Origin of the sequence: Janthinobacterium sp. SUN100 (genome assembly GCF_030397705.1) — a bacterium.
Taxonomy (GTDB): Bacteria; Pseudomonadota; Gammaproteobacteria; order Burkholderiales; family Burkholderiaceae_D; genus Janthinobacterium; species Janthinobacterium kumbetense.
In genome coordinates this window covers 110,042-133,696 of record NZ_JAPUBU010000008.1, presented here as the reverse complement: position 1 = coordinate 133,696, position 23,655 = coordinate 110,042, and the positions used below count along the sequence as shown (strand labels likewise).

The following is a 23,655-nucleotide window of genomic DNA, read 5'->3' as shown; positions in this document are numbered from 1 at the left end:
GCTGAACATCGATGGCCGCCCCCGCAACGGGCGGCCATTTTTATTTGGCGATTCTGCTCGTAAACCGTGGTAAACCGCGCAGTTGGCGTGATGCACCACAGGATCGCCCATGTTGGATGACGCCTGTGTGACAGGCTGCTATGATCTGCCACTGGCCCGCGACGCGATCGCGGTTCTTCCCGCGCTTCCTGAAAGATGTCATGATCCGTCCACAACTGCTCGTCATCGCCGCCAGCGTCATGCTGGCCCACGCCGCCCCATCCGCCATGGCTGCCGCCACTGCAAAAACCGCGCCTGCCGCCGCCGTCAGCGCCCAGAACCCCCTGCTCAAAGCGAGCCCGCTGCCATTCCAGATGCCGCAGTTCGGCCTGATCAAGGATGAACACTACGCGCCGGCGTTTGCCGAAGGCATGAAACGCCAGCTGGCTGAAGTCAACGCGATCGCCAGCAACCGCCAGGCGCCCACGTTCGAGAACACCATCGTGGCCCTGGAGCGCACGGGGCAGCTGCTGCACCGCGTGCAAAGCATCTTCAGCAACATGACGTCGACCAACACGAACAGCGTGCTGGAAGCGGTGGAAGTGGACGTGTCGCCGAAGCTGGCCGCGCATGGCGACGCCATCACCCTGAATCCGAAACTGTTTAACCGCATCGACACCCTGTACGCCAAGCGCGACAAGCTGGGCCTGGATGCCGAATCCTTGCGCCTGCTGGAACGCTATCACACGGATTTCGTGCGCGCCGGCGCCAAGCTGTCCGATGCGGATAAAGAAAAACTGAAAGCCTATAACGCCGAACAGGCGGGCCTGGAAACGGCTTTCGCGCAAAACGTGCTGAAGGAAACGAATGCCAAGAGCATCGTCGTCGACACGCGTCTTGAGCTGGCCGGCATGACGGACAGCGATATCGATACGGCCGCCACGGCAGCCAAGGAACGCGGCTTGACGGGCAAGTTCGTCATCGCTCTCGTGAACACCAGCGGCCAGCCGCCGCTGGCGGTATTGACGGATCGCAAGACGCGCCAGCGCCTGATGGATGCGTCGCTGAACCGCGGCAGTCAGGGCGGCGAGTTCGACAACCGCGCCATCGTGCTGAAGCTGGCCAAGCTGCGCGCCGAACGGGCCACTCTGCTCGGTTACGCCAATTACGCCGCGTATTCGCTGGAAGACCAGACGGCCAAGACGACCACGGCCGTCAATACCCTGCTGTCGGAATTGGCGAAACCGGCTGTCGCCAATGCGCGCCGCGAAGCGGCCGACCTGCAGCAAATCGTCGATGCCGAGAAGGGTGGTTTCCAGGTGGCCGCGGCCGACTGGGCCATCTACACGGACAAGCTGCGCAAGCAGCGTTTCAATTTCGATGAAAACGAGCTGAAACCGTACCTGGAATTGAACAGCGTGCTGAACAACGGCGTCTTCTTTGCCGCGAACAAGTTGTACGGCATCAGCTTCAAAGAACGCAAGGACTTGCCGGTTTACAACCCGGACGTGCGCGTCTACGACGTGCTGGACGCCAACGGCAAGCCGCTGGCCCTGTTCATCGCCGACTTCTATGCGCGCGGCAACAAGCATGGCGGCGCGTGGATGAATGAATACGTGTCGCAGTCAATGCTGATGGGCACGCATCCCGTCGTGGCCAACCAGCTGAACATTCCAAAGCCGCCCGCCGGCCAGCCGACCTTGTTGACGTTCGATGAAGTGACGACCATGTTCCACGAATTCGGCCATGCGCTGCACGGCATGTTTTCGAACGTGAAATACCCGCGCTTTGCCGGCACCAGCGTGCCGAGCGACTTCGTCGAGTATCCATCGCAAGTCAATGAAATGTGGGCCGTCTGGCCGGAAGTGCTGCAAAACTATGCCAAGCACTACCAGAGCGGCGCGGCCATGCCGCAGGAGTTGCTCGACAAGGTGACGGCGGCGAAGAAATTCAACCAGGGTTTCATGACGACGGAATACCTGTCGGCGGCCCTGCTGGACCAGCGCTGGCACCAGCTGGCGCCGAGCCAGGTCCCGACCGACGTGCTGGCCTTTGAAGCGGCCTCGCTGAAGGATGCGGGCGTCGATTACGCGCCCGTGCCGCCCCGCTACCGCACCAGCTACTTCTCGCACAGCTTCTCCGGCGGCTACTCGGCGGCGTATTACGCCTACCTGTGGTCGGAAAAGCTGGACGCGGAATCGGTCAACTGGTTCAAGGAAAACGGCGGCTTGACGCGCAAGAATGGCGACTGGTTCCGCAGCAAATTGCTGTCGCGCGGCGGCAGTGTCGATGCGCTGCAGCTGTTCCGCGACTTCCGCGGCCGTGATGCCACCGTGGAACCATTGCTGGAACGCCGCGGCTTGAACGCCAAGTAAGACGTCCCCATCAGAAGCTTGCGTTGCGTTGACCTGGCGCACGCAAGCTTTCCGTGCCGGCGGCGTAGAATTGAGTAAGATGTAAACAAGAAGGCAGTCGAAAGAGTATATGAGTCAGCAAGATTTGAATGGCATTACCCTGGAAGGTATCGTGACGCGCCTGCACGCCCACTACGGTTGGGACGGCTTGGCCAAGCACATCGATATCAATTGCTTCATCAGCGATCCCAGCATCAAGTCGAGCCTGAAGTTTTTGCGCAAGACCCCGTGGGCCAGGAGCAAGGTGGAACAGTTGTTCCTGGACACGCAATTTACTGACTGACAGGAAAAAACATGGATAGCAAACTCAAGGAATCGCTGCAACAACTGCATTCGACGCTGGAAACCAGCGGCCCCGTCGATGAAGAACTGCATGGTTTGCTGCAAAAACTCGATGTCGACATCAAGTTGCTGATGGAAAAGCGCGCCGCGCAGGAACAGGAAGAAGAGTCGACCACCTATGGACTGGCCGAGCGCAGCCAGGAATTGTCGGCCAAGTTTGCCGTCAAGCATCCGAAACTGGAGCCTGCCTTACGCGAATTGGGTGAAATTCTCGCCAATATGGGTATCTGATGCGCCTCTGAAAACCTACTGCGCAGCCCACTGCCGGGCATCCGTTGCTCACCGTACCTTCGTACGGTTCCGCTACTCAACCCGGCATTGAGCTTGCTCGCTACGGTTTTGAGAGGCGCCGAGACGGTATTGATGTAATGATAAAAAACTGCTCCTCAGTCACAATTTCTCGATGGGAATTTCCCAAGTGATTGAAAAATAAACGTTTTTTGTACTGAAATCCAACAGTAAAAAGCAGGCCGTCAGGTTGGAAATGGCCAATTCCGGTACAATCCGTACCCTATGAGCTCCCCTACCAATTTATTTGCGACCGTTCCCAAGCGGTCTGCCCGCGCTGCCGTGGCGCCTTTCCTGCCGATGTCGCGTGCCGAGATGGACACGCTGGGCTGGGACCAGTGCGACGTCATCCTCGTCACGGGCGACGCCTACATCGACCATCCGAGTTTCGGCATGGCCCTGGTCGGCCGCCTGCTCGAAGCGCAGGGTTACCGCGTCGGCATCATCAGCCAGCCGGACTGGCTGTCGGCCGACGCGTTCCGCATCCTCGGCAAGCCGCGCCTGTACTACGGCATTACCGCTGGCAACATGGATTCCATGGTCAACCAGTACACGGCCGACCGCAAGATCCGCTCCGACGACGCCTACACGGCGAACGCGGAACCGAACAAGCGCCCTGACCGCGCCGTCACCGTGTACGCCCAGCGCGCGCGCGAAGCGTATCCGGACGTGCCCATCGTCATCGGCAGCATCGAAGCGTCGCTGCGCCGCATCGCCCATTACGATTACTGGTCGGACAAGGTCCGCCGTTCCGTCTTGCCCGATTCCAAGGCTGATTTGTTGATCTTCGGCAATGCCGAGCGGGCGCTGGTCGACCTGACGCACCGCCTGGCTGCCGGCGAATCGATCAAGGATATCCGCGACTTGCGCGGTACGGCCTTCATGGTGCCGTCCGGCTGGTTGCCCGGTGATGACTGGGGCGTGCACAATTCCACCCGCGTCGACGTGCCCGGCAAGATCGATCCGCACTACAGCCCGTACGAGATGGTGCAGGAAGACAAGACCGCCTGCGCGACCGAGAATGCGTCGAAATCGGCCGAAGTCATCAAGCCGATCCGCATCATGAGCCGCGAAGAGCGCCTGGCCATGGCCAAGGAAAAGCACGACAAGACGGTGGTGCGCCTGCCCGCCTATGACGTCGTCAAGGATGACCCCGTCATGTATGCGCACGCCTCGCGCGTGTTCCACCTGGAATCGAATCCCGGCAATGCGCGCGCCATGGTGCAGGCGCACGGCGAACGCGACGTGTGGCTCAACCCGCCGCCGCTGCCGCTGGCCATGGACGAGATGGATGGCGTGTACGACATGAATTACGCGCGCGCCCCGCATCCGAGCTATGGCAAGGCGCATATCCCTGCCTGGGAAATGATCCGCTTTTCCGTCAACATCATGCGCGGCTGCTTCGGCGGCTGCACCTTCTGCTCGATCACGGAGCATGAAGGACGCATCATCCAGAGCCGTTCGGAACCGTCGATCTTGCGCGAGATTGAACATATCCGCGATAAAACCAAAGGCTTTACGGGCACCATTTCCGATATGGGTGGTCCGACGGCGAATATGTACCGCCTCGCCTGCAAGGAAAAAGAGATCGAAGTCTCGTGCCGCCGGCTGTCCTGCGTCTACCCGTCCATCTGCGTCAACCTGGGCACGGACCACAGCAAGCTCATTTCCCTGTACCGCAAGGCGCGCGCCATTCCGGGCATCAAGAAAGTCTTGATCAGCTCGGGCTTGCGCTACGACCTGGCCGTGCGTTCGCCCGAGTACGTGAAGGAACTGGTGACGCACCACGTCGGTGGCCTCTTGAAAATCGCGCCCGAGCATACGGAAGAGGGCACCTTGTCGAAGATGATGAAGCCCGGCATCGGCGCGTATGACGAGTTCAAGGAAATGTTCGACCGTTTCTCTTTGGAAGCAGGCAAGAAGCAGTATTTGATTCCCTACTTCATCGCCGCCCATCCGGGCACGACGGACGTGGACATGCTGAACCTGGCCCTGTGGTTGAAGAAAAACAATTTCAAGCTGGATCAGGTGCAAACCTTCATGCCCACGCCGATGGCTATGGCGACGACCATGTATCACACGCGCAAGAATCCTTTGCGTAAGGTCACGGCGGACTCGGAAGTGGTGGAAACGGCGCGCAGCGGCAAGATCCGCCGCACGCACAAGGCGTTCCTGCGCTACCAGGACCCGGCCAACTGGCCGATCCTGCGCGAAGCGCTGGTCAACATGGGCCGTGGCGATTTGATCGGCAATGGCGACAAGCATTTGATTCCTGCCTGGACCTCGTCCGAGTCGGGCGGCCTGGCCGCCGGCGAACGCAGCCGCCAGACGCATGGCGCCGGCACGCCGGACAAGTTCAAGGTTACGCCGGGCAAGAACCGCATCGCCTTGGGCGGCACGGCCGCGGCGCCGAAGGCGACCGCCGTCGAGTCGAAGGTGCGTCCATCGATCTTGTCGACCATCAAGACGAAGGCCAAGCCGGCCGCCGTGCCGATGGGCCGTGGCAGCAAGCCGCCAGCCAAGGGCGGCCATGCCGCGCCGGCACGGGGCGGACGCAAGTAAACGACCTCGTGCCCTCGGGCATCGCCTGAAAACCCGGCAACGCACACAGCGTTGCCGGGTTTTTTGTTATCTGCGCACCAGGATGGGGCGCAAAAATGTGGGGGCAGCAGAATTTTTACCAATATTTAAAAAATGAATAGAGCAAAAGGCAATTTTCCCTTGTGGCAACTTGGTGTTTGAAAATATACTCGTTGAATATTTAGCCGTACGGCAACAATGCTGCCATTCTGGCAAGCGCCAGCGTACGCGTCTTCCAGCGTTTAGATGAAAAGAGATGCCAATTGAAATGCCTTTCCTGCCAGGCCGAAAATAAGCCGGGCGCAAAATTCTGCTCTTCCTGCGGCACGACGTTTGCCCTTGCTCCTGCCGCCGCCGCTCCCGTGCCAGGCAAAGCCTGTGGCCAGTGCGGCCATGATTGCAAGCCGGACGCCAAGTTCTGCCCCAAGTGCGCATTCAGCTTTGCCGTGGCGCCCGTTGCCGCAGCGGTGCCGCCGCCGCTGCCAGAAGCGGTCATCGAGCCGGTCATCGCACCCGTTATCGAGCCGGTCATCGAGGCTGCGATCGCCCCCGTGATCGAGCCGCTTATCGAGCCCGTCACTGAGCCCGTCATTGCATCCATACCCGTGCCAGAACCTGAGCCTGCCCCAGCGCCAGTGGCGGAGCCTGTCGCGCCGCCACCGCCAGTGCTGGAAAAGCGCCGTGCCGATCCTGGCCCCGCAGCGGAACCTGCTCCCGCACCCGCCAGCGTGCCCGCAGCGGCATCCGACAGCCCGGCCGGTGGCAGCCGCATCAAGCTGATCGTCGCAGCCGTCGCGGCGGTGGTGGTAGTGGGTGCGGCAGGCGGATACTATTACCTGTCAGCCAAGCCTGCCGAACCCGCGCCAGTCCCCACGCCGACGCTTCCCGCCGAAGACACGACGGCTGTCGCCGAGCAGCCGCTGGCCATCAGCGACCCTGCGTTCGATGGCGCCGCAACGGCAGACCATGCCGCGACACCTGCTGCCGAGCCTGAGCCTGAGCCAGCGGCAGCTCCCGCACCGGCGCCAGCGCCAGTACCGGCGCCGGCACCTGTCGCGGAAAAGCCCGCCAAGCCCGTCAAGGTGACGCCGCCGGCCGCGCCTGCCAGCAAGCCTTCCGGTCTCGAAAGCGTGATCACGGACAGCCTGTCGGAAGCGAGCCACTGCATGAGCCAGCGCAAATACGACTGTGCCATTGCCAACGCGAATGCCGTGTTGCGCATGGACACGGGCAACCGCTACGCGCTCGACATCAAGCGCAAGGCGAAAGAAGCGCAGGACAAGGCGCTGTCGCAAATCCAGATCGAGTAAGCCGCGCTGCTTGCCTTCCCCCTATTTTGATCTTTCCGGAGAATAACGTGAAAAACCTGAAACAAATGGCCAAGCCCCTGGTGGCGATGCTGGTCGTGTCCTCGATGCTGGCCGGTTGCGCCGCGCCGGGCGGCCCTGGCGCCACCGGCAATACCACTACCGCCGGCACGGACGCGGCCAGCGGCGAATGCAATACGGCCATGCTGGCCGGCATCGGCGCCGTCGTGGGCGGCTTGCTGGGCGGCGGCAACAACACCGTGCGCGGCGCGGCCCTGGGCGCCAGCCTGGGCGCGCTCGCCTGCGTGGCCTTGAATTATCAAAGCCAGCAAGTCAAGACGGCGCAGCAGGTGCAGACCGACTACAAGGTGGCCAACAAGGGCAAGCTGCCCGAGCAGTCGACCCTGGTGAAATACGAGACGGGCTTTACGCCGTCCTCCGTGCGTCCGGGCCAGAAGGCGCAGACCAATTCGTATATCGAAGTGGCGGCCGGCACGCGCGATCCGAACCCGCTGGTGGAAGAGGAATTGAGCCTGTACAAGCCAAATGGCGACTTGATCAAAACCGTGCGCAAGGTGGTCAGCAGCAATAACGGCAGCGGCGCCTACAAGGGCGGCTTCTCGATTCCCATGCCGGAAGGCGTGCCGCAGGGCATTTACCCGGTGCGCACGGCCCTGTATCTGAATAGCAAGCGCGTCGGTGGCCAGGACGTCAAGCTGCAGATCGTCCAGCGCCAGGCGCCGGCATCCGAGCTGCAACTGGCGCTGGCCTACTAACACCGTGCTACCACGGGGCGGCCAGGCAGGCCGTCCCCTTCCGATTTCCCCCTTTCAGGCTAGACATGACCATTTCCACAGAAGCAGCTAAACCTCTTCCCTTTTCTTCCGCCGTGGGCTCGCTGATCGAAGCGACCGACGCCATCAGGAACTTCCGCGCGATTGCCTTGCTGGCCCTGACCTTCATCGGTGCCGTGCTCGTCGGTGGCGTGCTGACGATGCTTGCCGGCGGCATGAGCAGTGCGTTGCTGGCCTTCCTGGGCGCCTTGATGGCCTTCCTCGTGATGTTCTACGGTTCCAATGCCGTGGGCATCCTGCTGATGCGCGATGCGCAAGGCCAGCCGGGCATGAGCCTGGTGGATGCCGTGCTCGTTTCGCTGTACACGAGCCACCGTCTGATCGCGGTCGTCTTCCTTGAATTTCTGATCGTGCTGGCGGCCATGATCGCCATCGCCATCATCTTGTTCGTCTGCAAGATCCCCGTGCTCGGCCCCGTGCTGTACGCGGTCGTCTTCCCGCTGTCGGCCATCGTGCTGGGCGTGCTGGTGTTTGCGCTGTTCTACGTGATGCTGCCGCTGGCCGGCCCCGCCGCCTGGTCGGGCGCCAGCGTGTTCCAGATCATTGCCCGCCTGAACCAGATCGTGCGCACCAAGCTGGTGTCCGTGATCTTGCTGGAAGTGCTGCTGTTCCTGATCACCGCGTTTGTGGCCCTGCTGATCTTTGGCGTGCTCGGTACCGGCGTGTCGCTGACCACGGGCATGTCGGCTGGCATCCTCAGTCTGGGCGAGATGAATATGTATGCGCTGGCTGCGGGCCTGGGTCGCGGCGGCTCCGGTTCCGGCTACATCGTCGCAGCCGGCCTGGGCGGCGGCTTGCTGATGGCGGCCGCGGCCGTAGTGCCTGGCCTGATCTTTACCAAGGGCGTGTGCATCATTTACCTGGACGCCACGCGCAATGTCGACTTCAGCGCCTCGGAAGCGAGCCTGAACGACGGCCTGGCTACGGTCAAGAAAAAAGCCGAGGAAGCGCGCGAGCGCGCGCGTGCCCTGGCCGAGCAGGCGAGCGCCCCCGCCGCGCCCGCCGCTGCCGCTGCACCGGCCGCCGCGCCGGCTGACAGCCTGCAGTGCCCAAGCTGCAAGGCACCGGTCGCATCCGATGATGTCTTCTGCGGCGAATGCGCGCATAAACTCAAGTAAAGGCACGCCATGGCTCACTTCTGCACCAAATGCGGCACCGCCCATGTTCCCGGCGCGCGTTTTTGCGATGAATGCGGCAAGGCCGTAAACGCCGCGCCGTCGCCCGCACCTGCGCCGTCGCCCGTCGCGCCCGTCAAGCCGACCGGTGTGCAGCGGCGCCACCTCCTCCTTGCCGGCGGCGTGCTGGCGGTGGTCGTCGTGGCCGGTGGCGCACTGGCGTGGTTGCTGGCGCCAGAGGCAGCCTCGTCCAGCAGTTTCAGCCGCGCCATCGATGCCCACCTGGCGGCCGACGAGGCGGCGCGCGACAAGTTGCTGTGCCTTGCCAACTTGCCGTACCAGAAGGAAGAGATCCGCGTGGCGTCGTACGATAGTTCTACTCGGCAATGGCTGGATATCCTTGTGCGTAGCGGGCTGTACAGCGCACCCGTCGAACAAGGCAGCGGCGGCTGGGTTGCGCAATCGCAATTTGTCTACGCGCTGGCCGCGCCGGGCAAGGCGGCCTTGCGCGGCGACAAGCTGTGCGTGGCCAAGGGCGTGAAAGTGGCCAAGGTCAGCGGCTACGATCAGGTGCGCGACCTGGGCGAACAGCAGGTGGCGATGGCCAAGGCCACCCTGGCGTTGACCGATGAGGCGGCGTGGTTCGCCAAGTCGCCGGACCGCGCATTGATCCTGCAACGCTTGCCGGACGGCGACCTGGAGGTGCGGCTGCCGCTGGCGCTGGTCGACAAGCAGTGGCAAGTCATCGACCAAGCGCAGATGAGCCAGGCGGCCATGACCGGTGTGATGGGCAAAGCGCGGGCGGCGCAGGGCGCGGGCATGCTGGACAAGCTGAAGAGCGTGTTCAGCTTTGGCGGCCACCCGGCGGTGGGGAAATGGCAGGCGGCGATGGGCAATGTCCTGGAATTTACACGCGACAGCGTGATCAATAACGGGACCTCGACCAAGGCCACCTTTACCACCAACGGCAATACCGTGACGATCGCACCGGAAGGCGCGGGCGAAACGGCAATGGACATTATCGTCAGCGACGATGGCAGCACGGCACAGATCAGCATGGGCGGCATGCGGGTGACGACGCTGCGCCGCATGCGCGATTAAGCAGCTGTCCAGGCGGCGCAGCTTGCCGCCTTGCAGCATTCCAGAAGCCCGGCCATGCCGGGTTTTTTTTCGCCGCCGACCAGGCAAGGGAGGCAGGTATTTATCTTGACATCAAGATAGTTCGCGCCCACACTGGTCTTTTATCTTAATGTCGAGATAGTTTCATGGCCTCTTCCTTTGCCCGCCCCGCCTGGGGCGATATTCTGCTCACGGCGCTGGCGCCCCTGATCTGGGGTTCCACGTATATCGTCACGTCCGAACTGCTGCCGCCGCACCGGCCCTTCACGGCAGCCCTGATCCGCGTGCTGCCGGCCGGTCTGCTGTTGCTGCTGCTGATGCGGCGCCTGCCCGCGCGGCGCGACTGGGGCCGCGTGCTGATCCTGTCCGCGCTGAATATCGGCGTGTTCCAGGCGCTGCTGTTCGTGGCCGCCTACCGCTTGCCGGGCGGCCTGGCGGCCGTGGTGGGGGCCATCCAGCCGCTGCTGGTGATGGGTCTCGCCTGGGGCGTGGAAGGACGCCGCCCCGCCCGCCTGGCCCTGGGCGCCAGCGTGCTGGGCGTGGCCGGCATGGGCGTCTTGCTGTTGTCGCCACGCACGGTGTGGGAACCCATCGGCATCGCCGCCGCGCTGGGCGGCACGGCCTGCATGGCGGCCGGCACTTACCTGACGCGGCGCTGGAAGCCGGACTTGCCCGTGCTGGCGCTGACGGGCTGGCAATTGCTGCTCGGCGGCCTGATGCTGGCGCCCGTCGCCTGGCTGGCCGACGCGCCCTTGCCGGCACTGTCCTGGCAGCAAGTGCTGGCCTACGCCTACCTGTGCCTGGCCGGCGCCCTGCTGGCATATGCCTTGTGGTTCCGCGGCATCGCCCGCCTGTCGCCCGTGGCCGTGTCCTCGCTGGGCTTGCTCAGCCCCCTGATGGCCGTCGTGCTGGGATGGGCCTTGCTGGGCCAGGCCATGACGGGCTGGTCGATGCTGGGCTTGCTGCTGGTGCTGGCCAGCGTGCTGGCGGTGCAGTGGGCCAGCGCCCGTCCCGCAACAAAGTCCTGACTTCCGCGTATTTCCCTCCGGCAGGCTGATGGCATCAGCCTGCCTGTTTCCCTCTGGGCGCTCCCTTTTTGCTGCACCGCACATACAGTTTTGCTTGCACTGATATGGGGCATTGAGGCACTATTCGCTTCGCGCAAACGTTTGCGCGCAACGAATTTCCTAAAAAGCATGCAGTACACGTGCTTGACCAACAACTCTGGAGACGCTCATGACATCCCGTATTCGCCTGAAAATGATTGCCGCCGCTGTCCTGGTATGTGCCTTGCCCGCCGTGCCGGCGATGGCGCAGACACCTGCCAAACCAAAGGTGGCGCTGGTGATGAAGTCGCTCGCCAACGAATTTTTCCTGACCATGGAAAATGGCGCCAAGGCGCATCAGAAGGCGAATGCCGCCAAGTATGACCTGCTGTCGAACGGCATCAAGGATGAAACGGATACGTCGAGCCAGATCAAGCTGGTCGAGCAAATGATCGTCTCGCGCGTCAACGCGCTGGTGATCGCGCCGGCCGACTCGAAAGCGCTGGTGCCGGTGCTGAAGAAAGCCATCGACGCGGGTATCATCGTCGTCAATATCGACAACAAGCTCGACGCGGGCGCCCTGAAAGAGAAGGGCATCACCGTGCCGTTCGTCGGCCCGGACAACCGCAAGGGCGCCAAGGTCGTCGGCGATTACCTGGCGCAGCAAATCAAGAAGGGCGAGCCCGTCGGCATCATCGAAGGCGTGTCCACCACCTACAACGCGCAGCAGCGCACCCTGGGTTTCCAGGATGCCATGACGGCAGCCGGTGCCAAGGTAGTCAGCGTGCAGTCGGGCCAGTGGGAAATCGCCCCCGCCAACACGGTGGCGGCCGCCATGCTGAACGCCAATCCGAATATCAAGGCTTTGCTGTGCGGTAACGACAACATGGCCATCGGCGCCATTTCCGCCATCAAGGCGGCCGGCAAGACGGGCAAAGTGCTCGTCGTCGGCTACGACAACATCAACGCCATCAAGCCGATGCTGGCCGATGGCCGCGTGCTGGCTACAGCCGACCAGTTCGGTTCGCAACAAGCCGTGTTCGGCATCGAGACCGTGCTGAAAGCCCTGGCGCAGAAGAAGAAACAGGCCGAGCTTGGTGGTGTCATCGAAACCAAGGTCGAACTGGTCGCCAAGGGCGCCAAGTCCTGATCGTTTGATCCCGCCGGGGCCGGCGCCCGCTTGCTCACCGAGCAGGCGCCGCCGGCCCCGCCGCCACTACCGCGGAGTTTTATCATGCCCACCGACATTCCCCCGGCGCCAGCCGCCATCCCCTTGTTAACGCTCGATAACATCGGCAAGTCCTATGTCGGCCCCGTCCTCGGTGGCGTGGGCCTGCGCTTCGCCCCTGGCCAGGTGCTGGCGCTGACGGGCGAGAACGGCGCGGGCAAGAGCACCTTGTCGAAGATCATCTGCGGCCTGGAGCAAGCCACCACGGGCACGATGCTGCTCGACGGCAAGCCATACCAGCCCGCCTCGCGCGGCGCCGCCGAGGCGCTGGGCATCCGCATGGTGATGCAGGAACTCAACCTGATTCCCACCCTGTCGATCGCGGAAAACCTGTACCTGAAGAATTTGCCGCAGCGTTTCGGCTTCATCGACCGTACGCGCCTTGAGCGCGACGCGCGCGAACAGATGGAAAAAGTGGGCTTGGGCGGCCTCGACCCGTGGACCTTGGTCGGCGAACTGGGCATCGGCCACCAGCAAATGATCGAGATCGCGCGCAATTTAATTGGCGCTTGCCGCCTGCTGGTGCTCGATGAACCGACGGCCATGCTGACGCACCGCGAAGTGGAATTGCTGTTCCTGCAAATCGAACGCCTGAAAGCCGACGGCGTGTGCATCATCTATATTTCCCACCGCCTGGAAGAACTCAAGCGCGTGGCCGACCGCATCGCCGTGCTGCGCGACGGCCAGCTCGTGTGCGACGACGATATCGCGGGCCACTCCGCAGCCGACCTGGTCAGCCTGATGGTGGGCCGCTCGGCCGACGACGCCGTCGACCTGAGCGGCCGTACAATCGGCGCACCGCTGCTGCGCGTGCGGGGCCTGGCGCGCGGCAAGGTCGTCAACCCGACTTCGTTCGACTTGCGCGCCGGCGAAATCCTCGGCATCGCCGGCTTGATCGGCTCGGGCCGCACGGAATTGCTGCGCCTGATCTTCGGCGCCGACCGCGCCGACGCCGGTGACGTGTTCCTCGGCGACAGCGAAACGCCCGCCGCCTTGCACTCGCCGCAGGCCGCCGTGCAAGCGGGCATCGCCATGATCACGGAAGACCGCAAGGGCCAAGGCTTGCTGCTGCGCCAGTCCATCGCCGTCAACACGACTTTGGCCTCGCTCGACACCGTCAGCGGCGCTGGCTGGCTCAACGACGCGGCCGAAGCGACGGTGGCCGACGACTATATCCAGCGCCTGGGCATCCGCTCGCGCAACAGCGCGCAAACGGTGGCGGAATTGTCCGGCGGTAACCAGCAAAAGGTGGTGATCGCCCGCTGGCTGTACCGCGACTGCCCCGTCATGCTGTTCGACGAGCCCACGCGCGGCATCGATATCGGCGCCAAGTTTGATATTTATCAGGTGCTGGCCGAACAGGCGCGCCAGGGCAAGGGCCTCGTCATCGTGTCGAGCGACTTGCGCGAACTGATGCTGATCTGCGACCGCATCGCCGTCATGAGCGCCGGCAGCATCGTCGACACCTTTGAGCGCGGCGCCTGGAGCCAGGACGCGCTGCTGTCGGCCGCCTTCTCCGGCTATTTGACCCCCACTTCCACTCCAGCTGCGGCCTGATCCGCCGGAAAGATTCCCATGACCACTACTTCTTCCCCATCGTATCTGCAGCGCAGCCTGGCCGACCTGAAAAACTATGCGGGCCTGATCGGCGCCTTGGTCGCCATGTGCGTACTGTTCTCGTTTGCCAGCGAAAACTTCTTCACGCTCGCCACCCTCAGCACCCTGTCGAACAATATCCCGACCCTGGTGGTGATGGCCGTCGGCATGACGTTCGTGCTGATCATCGGCGGCATCGATTTGTCCGTCGGTTCCGTGATGGCGCTGGCTGCGTCCGTGCTGTCGCTGGCCGTTGTGCACTGGGGCTGGCCCGTGTGGAGCGCGGCCCTGCTGGGCATGTTCGTCGCCGCCCTGTGCGGCGCCACCACGGGCCTCATTTCCGTCGGCTGGCGCATTCCCTCGTTCATCGTCTCGCTGGGCGTGCTGGAAATGGCGCGCGGCATGGCGTATCAAGTGACGAACTCGCGCACGGAATACATCGGCAGCGCCGTTGACGGCATCAGCTCGCCGATCGCGTTCGGCCTGTCGCCCGCCTTCATCGCCTCGATCGCCATCGTCGTCATCGGCCACCTGGTGCTCACGCGCACGGTGCTGGGCCGCCACTGGATCGGCATCGGCACGAACGAGGAAGCCGTACGTTTGTCCGGCATCAATACAAAACCGTCGAAGGTGCTGGTGTTCGCCCTGATGGGCTTTCTTGCCGGCGTGGGCGCGCTGTTCCAGGTGTCGCGCCTGGAAGCGGCCGACCCGAACGGCGGCGTGGGCATGGAATTGCAAGTGATCGCCGCCGTGGTGATCGGCGGCACGAGCCTGATGGGCGGCCGCGGTTCCGTCATCAGCACCTTTATCGGCGTGTTGATCATTTCCGTGCTGGAAGCGGGCCTGGCGCAAGTGGGCGTGTCGGAACCCGTGAAACGCATCGTCACGGGCCTGGTGATCGTCGCCGCCGTGGTGCTCGACACCTACCGCCGCCGCGGCGAACGCGCCTAAGCGCCACATCGCCCATGGCAACCATCAAGCAAGTGGCGCAGGCGGCGGGGGTGTCGTTTACCACCGTGTCGCACGTCCTCAACAATACCCGCCCCGTCAGCGACGAGGCGCGTCGCGCCGTGCTGGCGGCGGCGGAGCAATTGCATTACGTGCCCAGCGCGCTGGCGCGTTCCCTGCGCAGCCGCAGCACGGGCACCATCGGCCTGATCATTCCCAACAATACGAACCCGTATTTTTCGGAAGTGGCGCGCGGCATCGAGGACAGCTGCTACGCGGCCGGCTACAGCGTCATTTTGTGCAATTCCGATGACGACCCCGTCAAGCAGCGCGATTACCTGAACGTGCTGCTGACCAAGCGCTGCGACGGCCTGATCCTGTCCGCGCTGGCCGACAGCGACGGCGAATTGCTGCGCAAGATGAAGGTGCCGGCCGTGCTGCTCGACCGCGCGCCCAGCGACCTGTCCATCGATGCCGTGGCCGTCGACAACCGCGCCGGCGGCGTGCTGGCCGCGCGCCATTTGCTGGGCCTGGGACGCCGGCGCCTCGCCTGCATCGCCGGTCCCCGCGAAGTGAGCATTTCCAACGACCGCATCGCCGGCGTGCGCAGCGCCATGGCGGACGCCGGCGTGGTCCTGGCCGACGCCCTGTGCCGCCACAGCGATTTTACGAGCGCGGGCGGCTATGCGGCCGCGCTGGACTTGCTGGCGCTGCCGCCAGAGCAGCGCCCCGATGCCTTGTTCTGCTGCAATGACCTGATGGCCTTCGGCGCCTTGCGCGCCGCCGCCGAGCGCGGCATTGCCGTGCCGGGCGAACTGGCCGTCGTCGGCTTCGACGATATCGACCTGGCCAGCTTCGTGCATCCGGCCCTGACCAGCGTGGCGCAAAATACGCGCGAACTGGGCCGCATCACGGCCGCCTGCCTGCTGGCGCGCATCGCCGACCCCGCCTTGCCGCGCCAGCAGCGCAGCATCGCCCCGGAATTGCACGTGCGCGGCTCCAGCGCGGCCGTCACGCTATCTTCTTCCGCACCTACTTCTTCACCTGCAACTGAACTGATGGGAATGACATCATGATCGTGGTTATCGGCAGCATCAATATGGATCTGGTCTTGCGCGTGCCGCGCATGCCCCTCCCCGGCGAAACCCTGACGGGCGGCGCCTTTCGCACCATTCCTGGCGGCAAGGGCGCCAACCAGGCCGTGGCCTGCGCGCGCCTGAGCGGCAAGGTGGCGGGCGCCCAGCAAGTGGCCATGGTGGGCTGCGTGGGCGACGACGCGTTCGGCGCGACGTTGCGCTCCGCGCTGGTGGGCGACGGCATCATCGACAGCCACATCACCACCTTGCCGGGCGTGGCGTCCGGCATCGCCTCGATTCTTGTCGATGACAATGGCCAGAACAGCATCGTCATCGCCGGCGGTGCCAACGATCTGTTGAGCCCGGCACACATTGATGCGGCGCAAGGCTTGATCGAACAGGCCGATATCGTCGTGCTGCAGCTGGAAACGCCGATGGCCACCGTCGTGCATGCGATCAAGCTGGCCCGTTCGCTGGGCAAGACCGTGGTGCTGAACCCGGCCCCGGCGGCCAGCTTGCCGGACGGCGTGCTGGAACTGGTCGACTACCTGATACCGAATGAAATCGAAGCGGCCATGCTGGCCGGCGTCAGCCCGGATGGCGCGGATGCCAAGGCGCTGGCCGCCGCGCTGCAAAAGCTGGGCAGCGACAACGTCATCATTACCCTCGGTTCCAAGGGCGTGCATGCGGCCCTGTACGGCGGCGATTACACCTTCCCCGCCGAAGTGGTGCAAGCCGTCGACACGACGGCCGCCGGCGACACCTTCATCGGCGGTTTTGTGGCGGGCCTGGCGTCCGGCATGGACGAGGCGGAAGCGATCCAGCAAGGCCAGCGCGCGGCCGCCTGGAGCGTCACCAAGCCCGGCGCGCAAACCTCGATCCCTCACTTGCACGAGCTGTTCTAACGACACGACGCCCATGAAAAAATCACCGCTGCTTAATATCGCACTGTCGCAACTGATCGCGTCGCTCGGCCATGGCGACATGCTCGTCATCGGCGACGCGGGCTTGCCGTCGCAGCCGGGCGTGCCCCTGATCGACCTGGCCCTGACGCGCGGCATCCCTGGCTTCATCGATACCGTCAACACGGTATTGACTGAAATGCAGGTGGAATACCATTTGCTCGCCAGCGAGTTGCCGCAGCACAATCCAGCCATGGCGGCGCAGGTGGCGGCCTTGTCCCTGCCCGATGCGCGCCAGGTGACGCATGAGGAGTTCAAGCAATTGAGCAAGGGCGCGCGCGCCATCGTGCGCACGGGCGAGTGCAGTCCGTACGCCAACATCATTTTGGTGGCCGGCGTCGTGTTCTAGCGCAAACAATGGCGACATTGTTTGCCAAAAACATCAACGCTATTGTCCTCACTGAAATAGTTATCCATTGGCAAAAGGGGCGGCTACAATAGCCTTACCCCTGCCAGCTCGGCAGCTTCCTGTGGTGTTCCGCCATGCCGATGAAAGCCCGCGACGCTTTCCGCCTTGTCTTGCCGCTCGCCGGCAGGCTGGCGCGCGCCTGGCGCGGCTTTGTCTTCCTGCTGCTGTGCCTGGCCACACCAGCCCGGGCGCTGGAACCCGTTACCCTGCAACTCAATTTCACGCACCAGTTCCAGTTTGCCGGTTATTACGCGGCCATCGAGCAAGGCTATTACCGCGAAGCGGGGCTGGACGTCAGGCTGGTCGAAGGGGGCGGCGGGCCGCTGGCCGAGGCGGCCGTGCTGGCGGGCCAGGCCGAGTATGGCGTGGGCAACAGCACTTTGTTGCTCAGCCGGCTGGCCGGCAAGCCCCTGGTGGTGCTGGCCGTCGTGTTCCAGCATTCGCCCAGCGTGCTGCTGATGCGCCAGCAGGGCGGCGCGCCCGACGTGCGCAAGCTGGTGGGGGCGCCCGTGATGATCGGCGCGGCCGGCGACGTGGCCCTTGCCGCCGATGAAGTGTCGCTGTTCCTGGCGAAAATGGGCGTCGCGCCGCAGCAGATGCGCCACTTGCCGCCCAGCTACCGCATCGAAGATTTGATCGATGGCAAGGTCGACGCCGTCGCCGCGTATTCCACCAACGAACCGGACTACCTGGACCGGGCGGGCTTTCCCTATTACCAGTTCACGCCGCGCACGGCCGGCATCGATTTCTACGGCGACAACCTGTTTACCAGCGAGCACGAACTGCGCCGCCATCCCGAGCGCGTGAAAGCGTTCCGCGCGGCCAGCCTGCGCGGCTGGCAATACGCGATGGCGCACCGCGAGGAAATGGCGCAACTGATCCACGTCAAATACAGCCAGCGCCACGACCGCGCGCACCTGCTGTACGAGGCGCAGCAGATGGAATTGCTGCTGCAGCCCGTGCTGGTGGAGCTCGGCTACATGAATCCCCAGCGCTGGCAGCACATCGCCGACACGTATGCCAGCATGGGCGTGCTGCCGCGCAATGCCACGGACAGCCGCGCCTACAAGGGTTTTTTGTACCGTCCCGTGCCGGGCGCCGACCTGGGCTGGCTATACCTGTCGCTGGGCCTGGCGGGCAGCTTGCTGGCCGTGTCGGCGGCCTTTCACTTCAACAACCTGGCACGCGAGCGCCGCCGCACGGAGGAAACCATCCGCCAGGGGGAATTGCGCTTTCGCACCATGTTCGAGGAAGCGCCCATGGGCATCGCCCTGATCGATACCGTGAGCGGACAGTTTCTCGACATCAATCCGCGCTACCTGGCCATCAGCGGGCGCAGCCTGGAACACATGAAGCAAACGAGCTGGATGGAAATCAGCCATCCCGACGATGTGCCCGGCGAGCAGGAGCAGGTGGCGCAGTTGCTGGCGCGTAGCCTGCAGGGCTTTCGCCACGCCAAGCGGATCGTCCGGCCCGATGGCGGCGTGGTGTGGGTCGACGCCTCGGTGACGGCCATCGCCACGGCGCGCCATGGCGGCCCGCACCACCTGTGCATGCTGGAAGACGTGACGGACAAGCGGCAAACGGAAGCGCTGATCTGGCAGCAAGCCAACTTCGATACCCTGACGCAATTGCCGAACCGGCGCATGTTCCACGAACGCCTGCGCCAGGCGCTGGCCCAGGGGCGGCGCGATACGAGCCGCGTGGCCATCCTGTTCATCGATCTCGACCATTTCAAGGAAGTCAACGACACCCTCGGCCACCACCAGGGCGATATCCTGCTGATCGAGGCGGCGCGGCGCATCCGCGTGGGCGTGCGCGAGACGGACACGGTGGCGCGCCTGGGCGGCGATGAATTCACGGTGATCCTGTCCGACCTCGATGATCTGCAGCAAGTCGACCGCATCGCGCGGCAGATACTCGACGGCTTGCTGGCGCCATTCCTGCTGGGGCAGGAGCAGGCGTTCGTCTCGGCCTCGATCGGCATTACCCTGTATCCGGACGACGCGGGCACCATCGAGGAATTGCTCAAGCACGCGGACCAGGCCATGTACGTGTCGAAAGGAGCGGGGCGCAACCGCTACAGCTACTTTACGCCCGCCATGCAGGTGGCGGCCGTCAACCGCATGCGCCTGGGGGCGGACTTGCGCACGGCCCTGCGCGAACAGCAGATGCAGCTGTATTACCAGCCCATCGTCGCGCTGCATGGCGGACGCATCGAGAAGGCGGAAGCCTTGCTGCGCTGGCACCATCCGCAACGGGGCCTCGTGTGTCCGCCGGATTTCCTCGCGCTGGCCGAAAGCAGCGGCCTGATCGTGGAGATCGGCGACTGGGTGCTGTGCACGGCGGCGGCGCAACTGCTGCATTGGCGTGCGCAAGGCCATGCCATCGGCTTGCCGGGGCTGCAACTGTGCCTGAACCAGTCGTCGCTGGAATTGCAGCGCGAAGTCGAGGCGCCCGGCACCTGGCTGCGCCAGCTGGCGGCGCTCGGTGTGCCGGCCTCGGCCATCGTGCTCGACATGCGTGAAGATGTGCTTTTACCTGGCGGCACCAGCATGGCGCCCCGCTTGCAGCACTTGCGCGAAGCGGGCTTGCAGATCGCCCTGGACGACTTCGGCAGCGGCCATGCTTCGCTGACGCAATTGCAGCAATGCGGCATCGATTACCTGAAGCTCGACGGCGTGCTGGTGCGCAAGCTGGCGCCCGGCGCCAGCGAGCTGGTGCTGTGCGAAGCCATCGTCACCATGGCCCACAAGCTGGGCTTGCGGGTGATTGCCGAAGGGGTGGAGACCGATGAGCAGCGCGCGCGGCTGCTGGAGATCGGCTGCGATTTTGCGCAAGGCGAGCTGTTTGCGCCGCCGCTGGCCATCGAAGCGTTCGACGCGCTGCTGCGCGCACAGCGCCCCTTGCACCCTTGAAACAGGCATCGCCTGCCACCAGATGGCATGCACGCCTGCGGGACAGGGCTCCCGGCTTGAACGGGCTTATACTCGACGGGCTGGCGCCTGCGCCCGGCTTTGCTGTCACCGGTACCTACACCGGGAGCGCAGGCAGTATTTCTTCCATTCACTCAACTCGAGGTGACCTCATGGGCATTTTCAGCAATATCTACAACAAGATCTTCCACCATTCGTCCGACGCTGCCCCGGCAGCCACGCCAGCCGCCGCTACCGACGCACCAGCGGCCGCCGCACCGGCCGCTGCACCAGCGGCTGCCGTGCCGGTGGTGGACGTGGAAGTGGTGCTGGTCGACCTGGCCAGCAAGAACGCGGAAAAACTCAATTGGCGCACGTCCATCGTTGACCTGATGAAACTGCTTCAACTGGACAGCAGCCTGGCTTCGCGCAAGGAACTGGCACAAGAACTGCATTTCACGGGTGACACCAACGATTCGGCCAGCATGAATATCTGGCTGCACCGCCAGGTGATGATCAAGCTGGCGGAAAACGGCGGCAAGGTACCGGAAGAGCTGAAGAATTAAGAACTGAACACCTGGCGGCGGCAGGGGTATCCACTGTCACCGCTATCCAATCCCGTGGGAACTGCCTATCATGGAGTTCCCATGGTGTCATGATAGCTAAAACTAATTGAAACTATTGCGACAATCAATTTTGCATATGGGTTAAAACCCCTTACACTAGAGTCTTACTGATTCACCACACGAGAGGAAATGACTATGTCGCTGATCAATACCCAAGTTAAACCATTCAAGGCAACCGCTTACCACAATGGCAAATTCGTCGACCTGACGGAAGCGTCGCTGAAAGGCAAGTGGTCGGTATTCGTCTTCTACCCAGCCGACTTCACCTTCGTTTGCCCAACCGAACTGGAAGATCTGGCCGATCACCACGCTGAATTCCAGAAACTGGGCGTCGATGTCTACGGTATCTCGACCGATACCCACTTCGCGCACAAAGCCTGGCACGACACCTCGGACGCGATCAAGAAAGTGCAATACGCACTGATCGGCGACCCAACCGGTGCCCTGTCGCGCAACTTCGAAGTCATGATCGAAGAAGAAGGCCTGGCACTGCGCGGTACCTTCGTCATCAATCCTGACGGCTTCATCAAAGTGCTGGAAGTGCATGACAACGGCATCGGCCGTGACGCAGCGGAACTGTTGCGCAAAGTCAAAGCCGCTCAGTACGTGGCGAACCACCCAGGCGAAGTGTGCCCAGCCAAATGGACGGAAGGCGCAGCGACCCTGACCCCATCGCTGGACCTGGTTGGCAAGATCTAAGTCTTGAAACCTTGCAACATCTAGCAGCAAACAAGTAGTTACCGCGATGCCGGACCGGGTGTCCGGCCCGGCATTCGCCTAAATATTTGTAGAAAAGGAAAAAATCATGTTAGACGCCACCCTCAAAACCCAACTGAAATCCTACCTGGAAAAAGTGGTGTATCCGCTTGAGTTGGTCGCTTCTCTCGATGACAGCGCAAAAGCCCGCGAGATGAAAGAATTGCTCCAGGAAATAGTCCTGTTGAGCGACAAGATCACGCTGGTCGAGCGCACTGACGCTGGCGTACGGACCCCGTCGTTCAGCATCAACCGCCCCGGCACCGATATCGGCGTGCGTTTCGCCGGCGTGCCGCTGGGCCATGAATTTACCTCGCTGGTGCTGGCGCTGCTGCAAGTGGGCGGCCACACCATCAAGTTCGACGATGCCGTGATCGAGCAGATCCGCAACCTTGACGGCGATTACGAGTTTGAAACGTTTATTTCGCTCTCCTGCCATAACTGCCCGGAAGTGGTGCAGGCATTGAATGCCATGGCGGTGATCAACCCGCGCATCAAGGTCACCACCATCGATGGCGGCGTGTTCCCGCAAGAAGTGGAAGCGCGCCAGATCATGGCCGTGCCGATGATGTTCCTGAACGGTGAACACTTCGGCCAGGGCCGCACGAATGTCGAGGAAATCCTCGCCAAGCTCGACACCAACGCCGGCGCCCGCCAGGCGGAAGCGCTGAACAAGAAAGACGTGTTCGACGTGCTGATCGTCGGCGGCGGCCCTGCCGGCGCGGCAGCGGCCATCTACGCGGCCCGCAAAGGCATCAAGACGGGCGTGCTGGCCGAGCGTTTCGGCGGCCAGGTGCTCGACACCCTTGCCATCGAAAACTTTATTTCCGTCAAGGAAACGGATGGTCCGAAGTTCGCCATGGCGCTGGAACAGCACGTCAAGGAATACGAAGTCGACATCATGAACACCCAGCGCGCCGCGAAATTGACGCCGGGCAAATTGGTGCAGATCGAAACGGCGAATGGCGCGATCCTGAAAGCCAAGACCGTCATCCTGGCTACCGGCGCCCGCTGGCGCGAAATCAACGTGCCGGGCGAGAAGGAATACCGCAACCACGGTGTCGCCTACTGCCCGCACTGCGATGGCCCGCTGTTCAAGGGCAAGCGCGTGGCCGTGATCGGCGGCGGCAACTCCGGCGTGGAAGCGGCGATCGACCTGGCCGGCCTCGTGAAACACGTGACCCTGATCGAGTTCGGCGCGGAACTGCGCGCCGATGCGGTGCTGCAACGCAAGCTGCACAGCCTGCCTAACGTGACCGTGATCACCTCGGCGCAAACCACGGAGATCCACGGTGACGGCAAGATCGTCAATGGCCTGAGCTACACGGACCGGGTCAGCGGCGAATCGAAGAAGGTCGAGCTGGAAGGCGTCTTCGTGCAAATCGGCCTGGTGCCGAACACGGAGTGGCTGAAAGGCACGGTAGCGTTGTCGCGCCACGGCGAAATCGAAGTCGATGCCCGCGGCCAGACCTCGATCCCCGGCGTGTTTGCGGCCGGCGACGTCACCACGGTGCCGTACAAGCAGATCATCATCGCCACCGGCGAAGGCGCCAAGGCAGCCCTGTCCGCCTTTGACCACCTGATCCGCTCGGACGACGAGGAAGTGGTCGAAGAGTCTGCCGCCAAGGAAGCACTGACGGCGTAACTATTGAGCCGTATCAAGAAAAAACCGGAACTGCCGCAAGGGGGTTCCGGTTTTTTTATGCGTAGAAGAAACTTAGCTGCCCGCGTACAGCGGGTTGCCGGCCACATACACCTGGATGCCATCGACGGGCATGTCCTTCGGCGCGATGTCGGCCAGGGCGAAGACGGTCTTGTTGTTGAAGGTGTGCACGTGCCACGTAAAACGCTGGCCGGCGCGCGCGATGGTGACGGTTTCGCCGTGCGTGACGTTGATGTGGCGGGCGTCGGCCTGCAGCTCGATGGTGCGCTGGGCGGCGGCGTGCGGGGCGCTGCTGCCATAGTCGGCGGCCGTGCCCGTGGGGCCGGCGGCGATGGCCGAGGTGGCGAAGGCAGCGCACAAAATCGCCAGGGCGCGGCGGTGGGTGTTCAACATAATAATCTCCAAGAATAAGCCAGGCGCGGTGAATAAGCG

Annotated in this window: 20 protein-coding genes and 1 pseudogene; 20 read left to right on the top strand and 1 reads right to left on the bottom strand. The window is 63.3% G+C overall.

Going from position 1 to position 23,655, the window contains the following annotated elements:
- Positions 1-200 precede the first annotated feature (200 nt).
- The 20 genes and pseudogenes from O0881_RS28645 (at position 201) to ahpF (ending at position 23,205) form a co-directional block, all read left to right on the top strand.
- Positions 201-2,354, top strand: a complete 2,154-nt coding sequence (locus O0881_RS28645; RefSeq protein WP_289914046.1) for a M3 family metallopeptidase — start codon at positions 201-203, stop codon at positions 2,352-2,354.
- A 109-nt stretch (positions 2,355-2,463) separates the two neighbouring features.
- A complete protein-coding gene (locus O0881_RS28640) occupies positions 2,464-2,676 on the top strand; it encodes a VF530 family protein (RefSeq protein WP_070219603.1) in 213 nt (70 codons plus the stop codon).
- Between the two features lie 11 nt (positions 2,677-2,687).
- Positions 2,688-2,966 (top strand): DUF4404 family protein, encoded by a 279-nt coding sequence (locus O0881_RS28635; protein ID WP_034753883.1) that lies wholly within the window; start codon positions 2,688-2,690, stop codon positions 2,964-2,966.
- Positions 2,967-3,323: 357 nt separating this feature from the next.
- A complete protein-coding gene (locus tag O0881_RS28630; protein ID WP_289900575.1) occupies positions 3,324-5,585 on the top strand; it encodes a YgiQ family radical SAM protein in 2,262 nt (753 codons plus the stop codon).
- Positions 5,586-5,866: 281 nt separating this feature from the next.
- Positions 5,867-5,974, top strand: a pseudogene (locus O0881_RS29265) (zinc-ribbon domain-containing protein); the annotation flags it as partial.
- Positions 5,975-6,208: 234 nt separating this feature from the next.
- Complete coding sequence (locus O0881_RS28620; RefSeq protein ID WP_289914044.1) at positions 6,209-6,913, top strand: hypothetical protein; 705 nt, start codon at positions 6,209-6,211, stop codon at positions 6,911-6,913.
- A gap of 47 nt (positions 6,914-6,960) precedes the next feature.
- On the top strand, positions 6,961-7,686 hold the full coding sequence (locus O0881_RS28615) for a hypothetical protein (protein WP_289914043.1): 726 nt from the start codon (positions 6,961-6,963) through the stop codon (positions 7,684-7,686).
- A 65-nt stretch (positions 7,687-7,751) separates the two neighbouring features.
- The gene (locus O0881_RS28610; protein WP_289900537.1) at positions 7,752-8,882 is read left to right on the top strand and encodes a zinc ribbon domain-containing protein; all 1,131 of its coding nucleotides are present in this window, start codon (positions 7,752-7,754) and stop codon (positions 8,880-8,882) included.
- A gap of 9 nt (positions 8,883-8,891) precedes the next feature.
- Complete coding sequence (locus O0881_RS28605; protein ID WP_289914042.1) at positions 8,892-9,980, top strand: zinc ribbon domain-containing protein; 1,089 nt, start codon at positions 8,892-8,894, stop codon at positions 9,978-9,980.
- Positions 9,981-10,144: 164 nt separating this feature from the next.
- Positions 10,145-11,026: an EamA family transporter gene (locus tag O0881_RS28600; RefSeq protein WP_289914041.1), complete on the top strand. Its 882-nt coding sequence runs from the start codon at positions 10,145-10,147 to the stop codon at positions 11,024-11,026.
- Between the two features lie 232 nt (positions 11,027-11,258).
- Positions 11,259-12,194: a sugar ABC transporter substrate-binding protein gene (locus O0881_RS28595; protein WP_257219069.1), complete on the top strand. Its 936-nt coding sequence runs from the start codon at positions 11,259-11,261 to the stop codon at positions 12,192-12,194.
- 84 nt (positions 12,195-12,278) lie between these two features.
- Positions 12,279-13,829, top strand: a complete 1,551-nt coding sequence (locus O0881_RS28590) for a sugar ABC transporter ATP-binding protein (protein ID WP_289914040.1) — start codon at positions 12,279-12,281, stop codon at positions 13,827-13,829.
- An 18-nt stretch (positions 13,830-13,847) separates the two neighbouring features.
- Positions 13,848-14,819 (top strand): ABC transporter permease, encoded by a 972-nt coding sequence (locus O0881_RS28585; protein ID WP_289914039.1) that lies wholly within the window; start codon positions 13,848-13,850, stop codon positions 14,817-14,819.
- A 14-nt stretch (positions 14,820-14,833) separates the two neighbouring features.
- A complete protein-coding gene (locus O0881_RS28580; RefSeq protein WP_289914038.1) occupies positions 14,834-15,892 on the top strand; it encodes a LacI family DNA-binding transcriptional regulator in 1,059 nt (352 codons plus the stop codon).
- Positions 15,889-16,797 (top strand): ribokinase, encoded by a 909-nt coding sequence (rbsK, locus tag O0881_RS28575; protein WP_289914037.1) that lies wholly within the window; start codon positions 15,889-15,891, stop codon positions 16,795-16,797. The genes O0881_RS28580 and rbsK overlap by 4 nt, the downstream gene beginning before the upstream one ends.
- A gap of 13 nt (positions 16,798-16,810) precedes the next feature.
- Complete coding sequence (rbsD, locus tag O0881_RS28570; RefSeq protein ID WP_099666108.1) at positions 16,811-17,203, top strand: D-ribose pyranase; 393 nt, start codon at positions 16,811-16,813, stop codon at positions 17,201-17,203.
- 134 nt (positions 17,204-17,337) lie between these two features.
- Entirely contained in the window at positions 17,338-20,181 is a 2,844-nt protein-coding gene (locus O0881_RS28565; RefSeq protein ID WP_289914036.1) for an EAL domain-containing protein, read from the top strand.
- A 170-nt stretch (positions 20,182-20,351) separates the two neighbouring features.
- Complete coding sequence (locus tag O0881_RS28560; protein WP_099666109.1) at positions 20,352-20,744, top strand: DUF3597 domain-containing protein; 393 nt, start codon at positions 20,352-20,354, stop codon at positions 20,742-20,744.
- 195 nt (positions 20,745-20,939) lie between these two features.
- Positions 20,940-21,503: an alkyl hydroperoxide reductase subunit C gene (gene ahpC / locus O0881_RS28555; RefSeq protein ID WP_077398190.1), complete on the top strand. Its 564-nt coding sequence runs from the start codon at positions 20,940-20,942 to the stop codon at positions 21,501-21,503.
- Positions 21,504-21,609: 106 nt separating this feature from the next.
- The gene (gene ahpF, locus O0881_RS28550; protein WP_099666110.1) at positions 21,610-23,205 is read left to right on the top strand and encodes an alkyl hydroperoxide reductase subunit F; all 1,596 of its coding nucleotides are present in this window, start codon (positions 21,610-21,612) and stop codon (positions 23,203-23,205) included.
- A 72-nt stretch (positions 23,206-23,277) separates the two neighbouring features.
- On the opposite strand, the gene O0881_RS28545 is transcribed toward ahpF, so the two are convergent.
- Positions 23,278-23,616: a CzcE family metal-binding protein gene (locus O0881_RS28545; protein WP_251351566.1), complete on the bottom strand. Its 339-nt coding sequence runs from the start codon at positions 23,614-23,616 to the stop codon at positions 23,278-23,280.
- Positions 23,617-23,655 lie beyond the last annotated feature (39 nt).